The sequence below is a fragment of the Alkalibaculum sporogenes genome, assembly GCF_009362815.1.
GTDB classification, from domain to species: Bacteria; Bacillota; Clostridia; order Eubacteriales; family Alkalibacteraceae; genus Alkalibaculum_A; species Alkalibaculum_A sporogenes.
Window position 1 is genome coordinate 79,621 of the sequence record NZ_WHNX01000006.1, and the last position, 13,042, is coordinate 92,662.

Genomic DNA, 13,042 nt, shown 5'->3' on the forward strand with positions numbered 1-13,042 from the left:
ATATGATAAAGTAGATTATCCCTTATATTTCTGGAGGTGTTTTTTTAAATGAGCAAGTATATAGTAAAAGGCGGTAATAAATTAAATGGTGAAGTGATTGTTCAAGGTTCAAAGAATGCTGCCCTACCTATCTTAGCTGCTACAGTGCTTAATCAAAGTGAAAGTGTTATCGAGAATATTCCTGATATACATGATGTAGATATAATGATAAAAATATTAAAATCTATCGGATGTTGTGTAAAAAAAGAAGGGAATACCTTAATTGTAGATTCAAGTAATATTAACTCTGTCGAAGTATCAGAAGCTCTAGTAAGAGAAATGAGGTCATCTATTATTCTCTTAGGGGCACTATTATCTAAACATAAAGAAACTATATTCTCTTATCCTGGTGGATGTGATATAGGACTTAGACCTATCGATATACATCTGAAAGGATTAAGAAAATTAGGAGCTGTGATAGAAGAATCTCATGGCTTTATTCATTGTAAAGCTGAAAAGCTGTATGGTAGTAGTATAAACCTTGATTTTCCGAGCGTTGGTGCTACAGAAAATATTATGTTAGCTGCTAGCTTAGCTGAGGGAGAGACTGTAATTAGAAATGCTGCAAAAGAACCCGAAATTATAGATTTACAAAATTTTATTAATACAATGGGTGGAGAAGTGAAGGGTGCAGGTACAAGCATGGTTAGCATTAAAGGAGTTAGGAAATTAAATTCTGTTAAATATCGTGTTACATCTGATAGAATAGTAGCAGGCACGTACATAGTTGCTTCCTGTATTACAGGTGGGAAAATTTTACTTAGAAACATACCGATGGAAGATATGAGAACAGTATGCTATAAATTAGCAGAAACTGGTTGTAATATTACGAATTACGATAATGGTGAAATACTCGTTAAATCATCTAAGATTATTCAACCAATAGAATCTCTTATCACTCAGCCATATCCAGGATTCCCAACGGATATGCAAGCACAAATATTGTCTTTATTAACTGTAGCTAATGGAACTAGCGTTATAAACGAAACTATTTTTGAAAGCAGATACAAACATGTCCCAGAGCTAATTAGAATGGGTGCTAAAATTAAAATAGAGGGTAGAATAGCTATAATTCAAGGAGTTGAAAATTTACTTGGCGCAGAGGTTGATTCCACTGACTTAAGAGGTGGGGCAGCAATGGTATTAGCTGGACTTAGAGCACAAGGTGATACTATCGTAAATCATATTCATCATATTGATCGAGGTTATGAAAATTTTGCTGGAAATCTAAGAAACTTAGGTGCAATAATAAAAAGACAAGAGGATTGATTATAGGTGAGTGTACTCAAAAGAGAAAAAAACAAGAAAAAACAAAGGTATTATAGGAAAAATTATGTTACACTTGTAATAATATTGTTATTATTAACAGTAATGACATTTTATTTCCTATTATTTACAGATTTTTTTAACATTGAGACTATTGAAATATTAGATAATGATACTGTTACTAAAGAAGAAATTCTTCTTAAATCTGGTTTAAAAGATGGACAAAGCATTTTTCGTTTTAATAAAGGTCAAGTATTAAAGTCAATAGAGAAAATACCATACATAAAAAATGCCAGTTTAGTAAGAGTGTTTCCAAACAAAATTAAAATATATATTAATGAAAGAAGAGTTATTAGTGCTTTTTTTTATGAGAGTAAATTTCTTTATGTAGATGACGGAGAAATTATATTAGAATATGCTGAAGATCTTAGAGAAACTAACATACCTATAATAACTATATCATCTGAGTCAATAGGTAGTGTTTTAGTGGGGAATCAGGTGCAGTTACAACCTGAATGGATTAAAAAACATTTGTTTACCATCCTAAAACTTTTTAAAGATGAGGAAATATTAAAGTACATTTCAGAAATAAATATTACTAAGGATAATGTGCTTCATATGTATACCAAAGGTGGTAGTATAATAAAGGTTAAAACCAGTGATCGAATTGTTGAGAAACTGGATTTTATTAGAACTTATCTAATGGAAAAGGATGAAAGGATGATTATAGATTTAACCCATAGTGGGAATCCGACATATATTCCTAGATAATTAAGGAGAGGTTAACGTTGAACAAGTCAAAAGGAAGAGTCGAGATAGCAATGATTTGCATCATTATAGGTATTATGATTGTTATGCAAACAAAGTCAATTAATAATTTAGGTGGTCTTGTAACTACCCAAAGAGCTGATCAAATGCTTATAGAGTTAAATCAAATGAAAAGAGAAAATGATAGATTACAAAACAATGTTATTACACTAGAAAATGATATTAGTTTTTTTGAAAATGAAGCATCATCTAACAATGCAGTAGTTGAAAAGATGCTTAGAGACGTTGATGCAGCTAAAGATCAAGCGGGATTTACAGATTTGGAAGGACCTGGAATTATTATCACTTTAGATTACAAAGATAGTGATGGTTACGATCCATTTCAAGCGAATTCAGTACTACTTTTATTTCTAGTAAATGAATTAAATGCCGCAGGTGCTGAAGCAATTTCTATTAATGGAGAAAGAATAATTAATAGCTCAGAAATAAGACTAGCAGGAAGTCATATTAACATTAATGGTAAAAAGAACTCTTATCCATATACTTTTAATGTAATAGGAAATACATCCACACTGAAATCTGCTGTAAATATGAGAGATGGAATTCTAGATATAATGGAATCAAATTATATTAATGTTGAAGTAGAGGAATCTGAAAAGATTACTGTTTTTAAATACAATGGCACTATTAATTTTAAATACGCAAAGCCGATTAAATAATTGTGAGGTTTCATATGAGAACAAAGTCTACAAAAATTATACTGTTTACAATATTCATTCTCGTAGGTATTTTGCTATCATATCTTATTGTACATTCATCAAAAGAATATGAATCTAGCAGTATTATTACACCTAAGGTCTTAAACGATTATAAGAATGAATTAGATAACTTAGATATTAAGAAAAAAGAATTAAATGATAACATAACTGATTTAGAAAACAAGTTAGATAGCTACAAAAACGAGGAAGGTATTGATTATCTAGCGTTAGAAAATGAATTATACAATGAATTAATAAGATATGATATAATAGCAGGGAAGAAAGATGTACAAGGTCCAGGTGTTAAGATAAGTATGTCTGATAGCAACGAAATCCTTCAACCAGGCGATAATATAAGCGATTATATTATTCATAATAATGATATTTTAGAAATCATTAATGAACTAAGATTCTCTGGTGCTGAGGTTATTGCTATTAATGGATATCAACTCTCTTGGAACTCTAATATAGATTGTGCAGGTCCTGTTATATATATAGATGATTTTATAGCAGGTGCACCATTCATCATTGAAGCTATAGGAAATAGGGATAAAATAATAGCAACATTAAATTCTGATGAAAGCTATGTAGAATTGTTAAAATTCCGTACAATAAATATTAGTATAGTAGAGAAAGAGAATATTATTCTTAATAAGAATTAATATTATAGAGGTGAAAAATGCTTATACCATTATTAGGATTAATTATTGGAGTTATGTTAGGGTTTGTACTACCTATAGATTTACCTACTTCATATACATCGTATATGTCTGTAGCATTACTTGCAGCGCTTGATTCTGTTTTTGGTGGAGTAAGAGCGGATTTAGAGCATAAATTTGATTCTCATATCTTTATTTCTGGATTTTTTGGAAATACGCTTATCGCAGCTTTCTTAGCTTACTTGGGAGATCGTCTAGGGATTCCATTATACTATGCTGCAATATTCACTTTTGGTACTAGACTGTTTCAAAATTTTGCAATTATTAGAAGGATAGCGCTTAATAAACTACAAGAAAAATATAAGCACTAAGATAATCACAAAGACAATCATACATAAGGGGGTAGAAATTTTTGCTACAATTTGATTTAGAAGAAGAACATTTTGCTAACATAAAAGTTATCGGAGTTGGTGGTGGAGGTAATAATGCTGTCAATAGAATGATAGAATCTGGTCTAAAAGGTGTTAGTTTTGCTGTAGTAAATACTGACAATCAAGCACTTACTCTATCATTAGCGGAAGAAAGAATACAAATTGGAGAGAAAGCTACTCATGGTTTAGGAGCTGGCGCAAATCCAGAAATTGGTCAAAAGTCGGCAGAAGAGAGTGAAGAAGCGTTAACTGAATCTATTAAAGGAAGCGACTTGATATTTGTAACTGCTGGTATGGGTGGAGGCACAGGTACTGGTGCAGCTCCAGTTGTTGCTAGAATTGCTAAAGAATTAGGGATATTGACTGTAGGAGTAGTAACTAAACCTTTTGCTTTTGAAGGTAAGGTTAGGTCAAACAATGCGAGGCTAGGAACAGAATTATTAGCTCAGAATGTTGATGCTCTTGTAACTATTCCAAATGATAGGTTACTACAATTAGCAGATAAAACCACATCTTTGAGGGATGCATTCAAGATGGCAGACAATGTACTGCTCCAAGGAGTAAGAGGAATTTCTGATCTAATAGCAATACCTGGACTAGTAAGTCTTGACTTTGCAGATGTCAAAACCATTATGAAAGACACTGGTCTAGCTCATATGGGAGTAGGTACTGCTAGTGGTGAGAATAAAGCAGCAGAAGCTGCAAAACAAGCTATACATAGCCCTTTACTAGAAACTCAAATTGACGGTGCAACAGGTATATTATTAAATATTACTGGAGGACCTAACTTAACCTTGTTTGAAGTTGATCAAGCTGCTGAAATTGCTAGAGAAGCCGCTGATCCAGATGCCAATGTTATATTTGGGGCTGCAATTGATGAGAGTATGGAAGATGAAATAAAGATAACTGTAATTGCCACGGGTTTTTCTAATAATATTGTTAGAAACAAAGAAGAGGCTAAAACTACAAAAGTTAATCCACAAGCTCCAAGTGATGATCAATTTAACATACCTTCATTTTTGAGACGACGATAGAAAAAGGAAATTCACTAATATATAGCAAGATACTTTAAGTACAGAGTTCGTCTTTTATACGATTTAATGCGTAACCACAATAATCAATATTCAGTAGGGGATGAAGAGAACCCTTACTGAAAAAAGTTTCACTTTATTTACGGACATTATGACAATCGCTAAATGTATGATATCAGACATTTCCTCAGCAAAGCCAAGGAAAAACAGGTTTCACCTGTTTTCTCCTTGGCTTTGAGTCGTCGGTTACCATCTGATAACAATTAATTGTATTAACCACAAGAAATACGCTTTGCGACGGTTACGCAGTAGTCGCCAAATGTCTGCAAGCAGCCACTTGGCTCATTAATTCGCGATAATTAGAACACCTGTTTATGCAGGTGTTTTTTTCATTTTTTCTCCTCTTTGTGACATAATTCTGGAAATCTAAAATATATAATATATTAGAGCTTAGACAATCTGGCAAAAGTATAAAATAAAAAAGTAGATACTATTAGTTTAAATACTGATATATGATTAAAACAATAAAAAGGGTGAACAGATTTGAACTACTATATTTATGGTGAGGTTGTTTTAATTGAAAATTTCTTAATTAACTTTATAATTTTAATGATCACTGCAAAAATTCTAAGGAAAAGAATTAAGTGGCTAAGAATTATTCCTGGTGCATTACTTGGTGCTATATATTCAATTATGCAATTTAAGTATATTATATTCACTCATTTTAGTTTTAAAATAGCATTATCAGTATTTATAATTATAATTACTTTCTATCCTATAAACATTAAACAATTCACAAATTATATGCTTTTATTTTATTCAATATCTTTGTTATTTGGAGGCTGTGTCATAGCCATAATCATATTGAGCAATCATAGTTCTAATATGACTTTAAATATTAATGGCGTGAAGTCATCTACAATAACGATTGGTGTTTTTATTGGTATACTAGTTGTGATAAAGGCTAGGGAATTAATGATAGATATTAAGTTAAGAAAAACAAATATTTTGGACATTAGAATTGGGCTAAATTCACAGACATTATATACAAAAGGATTTACAGATACAGGATGTCATGTAACAGATCCTCTTAATGGTAAACCTATTCTTCTAGTGGAATATGAAGCTATAAAAGAGATACTACCTTTAAGATTAAAAAATTATTACTATACATATGATGATAAATTAGATTATGACATCGATAAAAAAATAATGGAGATAGAAATACTGAAAAAAATACGTTTTGTTCCCTTTCATACTGTTAACAAAGATATAAATTCATATATGCTATGTTATCAGTGTGATTATATTGAATTATATGATAATGAGAATACTCTTAGGATTGATAAATCCTACATTGGAATTTGCAAGACACGACTTTCCCAACATCGTGAATTTCAAGCTCTCATTAATCCAAAATTACTATATATGAACGGAGGATTTTAATTGGATAGTATTATTAAATTAGTGATAAAATTGAGATTATATATTTCCAAACTACTAATTATCATTAATTATCATAAAAAGAACTTTGTACATTATATTGGTGGTAGCGAAGCACTGCCGCCACCTTTAAAGGCAGATGAAGAAAGATACTTTATTGAAATGCTACGAACAGATAAAGAGAGTGCAAAGAGCACTTTAATTGAGCGTAATCTTAGATTAGTGGTGTATATTTCAAGAAAGTTTGAAAATACTGGTATATCTATAGAAGATTTAATATCTATTGGTACAATTGGTTTGATAAAGGCAGTAAATACTTTTGATCCTGACAAAAATATTAAACTTGCTACATATGCGTCAAGGTGTATAGAGAATGAGATTCTTATGTTTATCAGGAAGAATAGTAAAATAAAAATGGAAATATCCTTTGATGAACCATTGAATATTGATTGGGATGGGAATGAATTACTTCTTTCAGATATCCTAGGTACGGAAGAAGATGTAACACAAAATAACATTGAGAGACAAGTGGAATTTCAATTACTGAATATTGCCATGAACCATTTAAACAAAAGGGAAAAGATGATAGTGGAACTTAGATTTGGTTTAAATAATGGAGATTCTAAAACTCAAAAGGAAGTTGCAGAAGAAATGAATATCTCCCAGTCTTACATATCAAGATTAGAAAAGAAGATTTTAAAGAGATTAAAGAAAGAAATCTATAAAATGACGATTTAATGTCAATTTAATGACAATGGGTAATATATTCTTAACTAATATAATAAAAAAGACATAAGAAATAAAAAGATAAAAGATGTTAGTTTTTAATGATAACTTTTATCTTTTTTCTGTATAAAGAAATATCTATATGCAACATAAATTATATTAAAAAAAAATATTGGAATAATATACCTATTGTGAGCAGAGTAAACTCTTAGTACTGCTATATTTCAGAAATTTTTACATTTTATTCGAAAGGAAATACAGGCAAATTACAAAAAACTGGCATTGAATCTTTGAATATAAATACTTAACCGGGTAATAATCTAACATAAGAAAATGCATTTTGAGAAAGGATGACACACATGTTAAAAAAAGTTGAAATCTGTGGTGTAAATACTTCCCAATTACCTGTTTTAACAAATAAGGAAATGATGGAATTATTCAAGAAGATTCATAAAGGAGATCAAAATGCGAGGACAACATTTATACAAGGAAATCTTAGATTAGTACTAAGCGTTATAAAAAGATTCAATAATAGAGGCGAAAATTTAGATGATTTATTTCAAATAGGATGTGTAGGTTTAATCAAAGCTATTGATAATTTTGATCTATCCCATAATGTAAGATTTTCTACTTATGCTGTTCCTATGATTATTGGTGAAATTAGGAGATATTTAAGAGATAATAATTCTGTAAGAGTAAGTAGATCGCTTAGAGATATAGCCTATAAAGCATTAAAAGTTAGAGATGAATTAGTGCTAAGGAGTGTTAAAGAACCCTCTCTTATGGAAATTTCAAAGGAATTAGGACTACCAAGAGAAGAGGTTGTTTTTGCTCTAGAAGCTATTCAAGATCCTGTATCTTTATTTGAACCAATTTATCATGATAATGGTGATGCAATTTTTATTATGGATCAAATTCAAGATGAAAAAAATAAAGATGAGAAATGGATAGAAAATATTGCAGTGATGGAAGCAATTAAGAAATTAAATGGTAGAGAAAAATTGATTATAAAGATGAGGTATTTTGACGGGAAAACACAAATGGAAGTAGCTAATGAAATAGGAATATCACAAGCCCAAGTATCTAGAGTCGAAAAGAATGCACTACATTCTATAAAGAAGACTATGACAAATTAGTCTTATAATATAGACAAGTAATCTTTACTAATGTATAATAATGCTAGCTAAATTTGGAATGGGGGAGTTAGCTTGAAGTGTCCGTTTTGTAACCATATGGATAGTAAGGTCGTAGATTCTAGACCTACTGAGGATGGAAACGTTATACGTAGAAGAAGAGAATGTTTTAGTTGTACAAAGAGATTTACTACCTATGAAAAAGTAGAAGATATACCCCTTATGGTTGTTAAAAAAGGCGGACAAAGAGAAGCATTTAACCGTAATAAGATCATGAACGGTATTATTAAAGCGTGTGAAAAAAGACCAATATCTATAAAACAAATAGAGGACATTGTCGATTCTATTGAAAAAGAAGTTTATCAAAGTCTAGAGAGAGAAGTATCATCGCAATTCATTGGTGAAATGATAATGAATCATTTAAAAACTATTGATGAAGTGTCATATGTAAGGTTTGCATCTGTATACAGACAGTTTAAGGATATAAACACTTTTATGTCAGAATTAAATAAATTGTTAAATGAAAAGTAATCTACTATGTTTATAAGGAACAATAATTATGGATTAAATGTTAAAGATTAAAAATGTTGAAGCTTAAATTCACTTTAAAATATTAAAGCAATATCTCTGATTATTAAGCTTAGATAATTAATTAGACTGGAGATCCCACTGGGATCTTTATTTTATGATAGAGAAGTGCTTTCAAGATGATAAAAAAGCTAAGTGCGGGATTAAGTTTCACCTTATTCTAATATTATAATTTGAAAGCTTAAGTAGCGATATTATTTTTAATGATTTTTAGAAATATGTTTTCTATTTGCAAATAAGTAGGGGGGGTCTAACATGTATGAAGAGAAGACGATAGAATCTAAAGAAATATATAACGGTAAAATTATAAATTTAAAAGTAGAAAAAGTAGAATTGCACAATGGGAATGAGTCTTATAGAGAAATTATATCTCATCCTGGTGGCTGTGGCATTGTAGCAATTAAAAATAATAAAATAATACTTGTATCACAGTTTAGAAAACCTATAAATCAAAATATTTTAGAAATACCTGCTGGAAAATTAGATCAGTATGAAGATCCTATAGATTGCGCCAAGAGAGAACTAAAGGAAGAAACTGGGTATAGTGCAAATAGCATAAAAAAAATAGGTCAGATATTTACTAGCCCAGGCTATACTAATGAATGTATACACATATATTATACAGATGATCTTACAATTGGTGAGATGAATCTTGATCAAGATGAATTCGTCAATATAGAAGAGATTGAAATTAGTGAAGTACTTCGTATGAGCAAATGTGGGGAAATAAATGATGGAAAGACATTAGCTGCCTTATTACTAGCATTTAACTATTTGAAAATATAACAATCATAATCTTCTCTAGATACGCATAACTTGTATCATAAGGAGGAGATTTTTTTGAATAAGGGAGACATAACTAGATTTATCTCAATAAATAAAAGAACGTTTTTGATATTATGTACAGTATTTGTGATAGGGATAGTATTAGGTACATTATGTGTAAAAACTCTAACAGATGTCCAAAAAACAGAGTTAATCAATTATTTAAGTAATTTTTTTAAGGTCTTAGGCAATACTGAAGATATAAATAAGAATAGAATGTTTTTACAACTATTATTTGATAATATAAAAGTATATGTTTTGATACTAGTCTTAGGAATGTTTTCTATTGGAATGTTATTAATCCCAACATTAGTATTAATAAAGGGATTTATATTAGGTTTTACTATCGGATTTATACTAGACGAGTTGTATTTAATGGGATTATTATTTTCATTACTAGTAATTTTTCCTCAAAACATATTGTACATAGTAGGATTAATATTTAGCTCTCTAATTTCAATACTTATGTCCTACAATAAATATATTAATAAGAATAAGTTTTCTTCAAGTTCGTATTTTAAGAGAAATATACATAATATATTGAACTACACCTTATCCCTTTTGGTATGTTATGCTATAACAGCTCTAGGCTGTGCCTTTGAAGCTTATATTTCACCTATTTTTATGATCTTCTTCTCTAATAAACTGTTTTAAGTAGAGAGTGCAAGGGTAGATAAATTAGAAATACTATAGAAAATTGATAACAAGGAGATTACTATGAGTAAGAGAGTTATATGGATTGTAATAGATAGTGTAGGAATTGGAGAATTACCTGACGCACATTTGTATGGAGATGAAGGAAGTAACACTTTAGAAAATATTTACCGTAGTGTAGAGCGTTTTAAGCTACCAAATTTAGAATGTTTAGGTTTAGGTTGTATAGATGGGGTAAGTGTTATTCCAAAACCTAAAACACCAATAGGAGCCTATGGTAAGGCTATGGAGAAGTCACCTGGTAAGGATACAACTACAGGACATTGGGAAATGGCAGGTATTATTTTAGACAAGCCTTTTCCTACTTTTCCAGATGGATTTCCTAAAGGATTTATTAAAAAATTTGAAGATAAGATTAATAAAGAAGTCATAGGAAATTATGCTGCATCAGGTACTGAGATTATTCAAGAACTTGGAGATGAACATGTTAGAACTGGAAAACCTATAGTGTATACCTCTGCTGATAGTGTATTCCAAATAGCAGCACATGAAGATATTATACCTTTAGATGAGTTATATAATATCTGTAAGATTGCTAGAGAGCTATTAGTAGACGATCTAAGCGTAGGGAGAGTCATTGCTAGACCATTTATTGGTAAGAGTAGTGGTAGCTATACTAGAACTTCTCATAGGCATGATTTTTCGTTAGTACCCACTGGGAAGACGGTTCTAGATGCAGTTAAAGATGCTGGATTATCTGTTATGGGTGTAGGGAAAATCAACGATATATTTGTTGGACGAGGAATAACCGATACAGTAACCATGGAAAATAATCAAGAGGGTATTGATTGTATATTAAAATTTATGAGTTCAGATAAGAAGGGGCTAATATTCGCTAATCTTGTAGATTTTGATATGCATTATGGACATAGAAATGATGTAGCTGGTTACGCTAAGGCTTTAGTAGAGTTTGATAATAGGCTTCCTGAAATTATGGAAGAGATGAGTGATGAAGATATATTAGTTATTAATGCTGATCATGGTTGTGATCCAACCACAAATAGCACAGACCATTCGAGAGAGTATATACCAATATTGGTTTATGGAAAAAAAGTACAGAATGTAAATTTAGGTATTAGAAAGACTTTTGCGGATATTGGTGCAACAATATGTGATGTTTTACAGGTTAAAGGAATAAAGAATGGAGAATCGTTTATAGACGATATATTAAAGTGAAACTTTATTAAGTAGGGGTTTTCTTAATCTCCCACTTATCTTGGGAGCATTAGTACCTGTTATTACTGGACAAAATGAAAATAGGAAAATTGTTGCATCGTGAGATATATGTAAATACCTTCATTGGATAACTAGACCACTTAATAAACAAGAACAAAGATATGATTCAAGTGGATACTAGCAGATATTTAGAGTTGTAGATTAGTTTTTGTCTTAAATTGGTTGTAAAGCAACCAATTTTTTTTGTATATGGTTGATTATGTATCCATACACTATAGTTAACAATTAAAATGGAGGTTTATATATGAAAAAAATAATTATAATGTTTATATCATGTCTCTTGTTATTTAACTTTGCTACTGTACGAGCTGATGATTTATCTATAGAATCGCTATCTGCTATTTTAATAGACTCAGATTCAGGACAAGTACTCTTTGAAAAAAATTCTCATGAAATGCTTCCACCAGCAAGTATAACAAAAATAATGACAATGCTCATCACCATGGAGGAAATAAATAAAGGGAATATTAAATTAACTGATGAAGCAACAATAAGTGAATTAGCTGCTGACATGGGTGGATCACAACTTTATTTAGAATATACTGAGAAAAGAAGTATTGAAGACTTGCTTAAAGGTGTAGCAGTAGAATCTGCAAATGACGCTGCTGTAGCACTATCTGAACATATTGCTGGAGACTATCAATTATTTATTCAAATGATGAATGATAGAGCAAGCGAGTTAGGTATGAAGGATACAAAATTTCAAAATGCTAATGGTCTGCCAGCAGAGGAACATTATACCAGTGCTCATGATATTGCTTTAATGTCAAGAGAACTATTAAAATATCCAGAAATTCATAATTATATGACGATTTGGATGACGGATATAACTGTTGGTAAAAACAATGATAAAGTACGTACAATATCTAATACAAATAAGTTACTAAGGCGAGATAATAGAGTAGATGGTTTAAAAACAGGATATACTGATGATGCAGGATATTGCCTAGCTGCTACTGCAAAAGAAGGGTCTATGAGGCTGGTATCAGTTATATTAAATGCTCCATCATCAAATGAAAGATTTGATGAAGCAATGAAATTACTCAATTATGGGTTTAGTCAATATAAAAAAGAAAATGTAGTAGATTCTAATGAGGCAATGGGTGAAATAATTGTTAATAAGGGTGATATTGATAAAATCCAATTGGTAACCAAAGAAGGATATGGTCAACTATTGCCTAAGAATGAAACAAAAGAATTTGAACAAGAAATAAATATTCCAGACAATATAAATGCACCTATTAAAAAAGGAGATAAGATTGGTGAATTAATTGTAAAAGAAAAAGGGAAAGAAGTTAAAAAAATAGATCTTTTAGCAGATCAAGATGTTGAAAAAATTACTTTCTTTGGATTATTTAATAAATTATATAAAGACTTTTTAGTGTTTTAACAAGAAGGCCTCATAACTTTTATAAGTATTGAGGC

Annotated in this window: 14 protein-coding genes; all 14 read left to right on the forward strand. The window is 30.4% G+C overall.

Annotated features, from left to right (window positions below):
* Window positions 1-48 precede the first annotated feature (48 nt).
* The 14 genes from murA to GC105_RS05245 all read left to right on the forward strand — a co-directional run bounded on the left by murA (window position 49) and on the right by GC105_RS05245 (window position 13,007).
* Entirely contained in the window at window positions 49-1,308 is a 1,260-nt protein-coding gene (gene murA, locus GC105_RS05180) for a UDP-N-acetylglucosamine 1-carboxyvinyltransferase (RefSeq protein ID WP_152802428.1), read from the forward strand.
* A gap of 6 nt (window positions 1,309-1,314) precedes the next feature.
* Window positions 1,315-2,076, forward strand: coding sequence for an FtsQ-type POTRA domain-containing protein (locus GC105_RS05185; RefSeq protein WP_152802430.1), 762 nt, complete (start codon window positions 1,315-1,317; stop codon window positions 2,074-2,076).
* A 17-nt stretch (window positions 2,077-2,093) separates the two neighbouring features.
* Window positions 2,094-2,792 (forward strand): DUF881 domain-containing protein, encoded by a 699-nt coding sequence (locus tag GC105_RS05190; RefSeq protein ID WP_152802432.1) that lies wholly within the window; start codon window positions 2,094-2,096, stop codon window positions 2,790-2,792.
* 14 nt (window positions 2,793-2,806) lie between these two features.
* Complete coding sequence (locus tag GC105_RS05195) at window positions 2,807-3,493, forward strand: DUF881 domain-containing protein (protein WP_152802434.1); 687 nt, start codon at window positions 2,807-2,809, stop codon at window positions 3,491-3,493.
* Window positions 3,494-3,510: 17 nt separating this feature from the next.
* Window positions 3,511-3,861, forward strand: coding sequence for a small basic family protein (locus GC105_RS05200; RefSeq protein ID WP_152802436.1), 351 nt, complete (start codon window positions 3,511-3,513; stop codon window positions 3,859-3,861).
* Window positions 3,862-3,902: 41 nt separating this feature from the next.
* Window positions 3,903-4,955, forward strand: a complete 1,053-nt coding sequence (gene ftsZ / locus GC105_RS05205) for a cell division protein FtsZ (RefSeq protein WP_152802438.1) — start codon at window positions 3,903-3,905, stop codon at window positions 4,953-4,955.
* Window positions 4,956-5,495: 540 nt separating this feature from the next.
* Window positions 5,496-6,398, forward strand: coding sequence for a sigma-E processing peptidase SpoIIGA (locus GC105_RS05210; protein WP_152802440.1), 903 nt, complete (start codon window positions 5,496-5,498; stop codon window positions 6,396-6,398).
* A 21-nt stretch (window positions 6,399-6,419) separates the two neighbouring features.
* Window positions 6,420-7,133, forward strand: a complete 714-nt coding sequence (gene sigE, locus GC105_RS05215; RefSeq protein WP_343029963.1) for an RNA polymerase sporulation sigma factor SigE — start codon at window positions 6,420-6,422, stop codon at window positions 7,131-7,133.
* Between the two features lie 347 nt (window positions 7,134-7,480).
* Window positions 7,481-8,257, forward strand: a complete 777-nt coding sequence (gene sigG, locus GC105_RS05220; protein ID WP_152802443.1) for an RNA polymerase sporulation sigma factor SigG — start codon at window positions 7,481-7,483, stop codon at window positions 8,255-8,257.
* A 72-nt stretch (window positions 8,258-8,329) separates the two neighbouring features.
* On the forward strand, window positions 8,330-8,785 hold the full coding sequence (nrdR, locus tag GC105_RS05225; protein WP_152802445.1) for a transcriptional regulator NrdR: 456 nt from the start codon (window positions 8,330-8,332) through the stop codon (window positions 8,783-8,785).
* A 312-nt stretch (window positions 8,786-9,097) separates the two neighbouring features.
* Window positions 9,098-9,628: an NUDIX domain-containing protein gene (locus tag GC105_RS05230; RefSeq protein WP_152802447.1), complete on the forward strand. Its 531-nt coding sequence runs from the start codon at window positions 9,098-9,100 to the stop codon at window positions 9,626-9,628.
* A 54-nt stretch (window positions 9,629-9,682) separates the two neighbouring features.
* Entirely contained in the window at window positions 9,683-10,321 is a 639-nt protein-coding gene (spoIIM, locus tag GC105_RS05235; protein WP_193708290.1) for a stage II sporulation protein M, read from the forward strand.
* A gap of 63 nt (window positions 10,322-10,384) precedes the next feature.
* Window positions 10,385-11,557 carry a phosphopentomutase gene (locus tag GC105_RS05240; RefSeq protein ID WP_152802451.1) on the forward strand — a complete coding sequence of 391 codons (1,173 nt, stop codon included), beginning with the start codon at window positions 10,385-10,387 and terminating at the stop codon, window positions 11,555-11,557.
* 304 nt (window positions 11,558-11,861) lie between these two features.
* Window positions 11,862-13,007, forward strand: a complete 1,146-nt coding sequence (locus GC105_RS05245; RefSeq protein ID WP_152802453.1) for a D-alanyl-D-alanine carboxypeptidase family protein — start codon at window positions 11,862-11,864, stop codon at window positions 13,005-13,007.
* The last annotated feature ends 35 nt before the right edge of the window (window positions 13,008-13,042 follow it).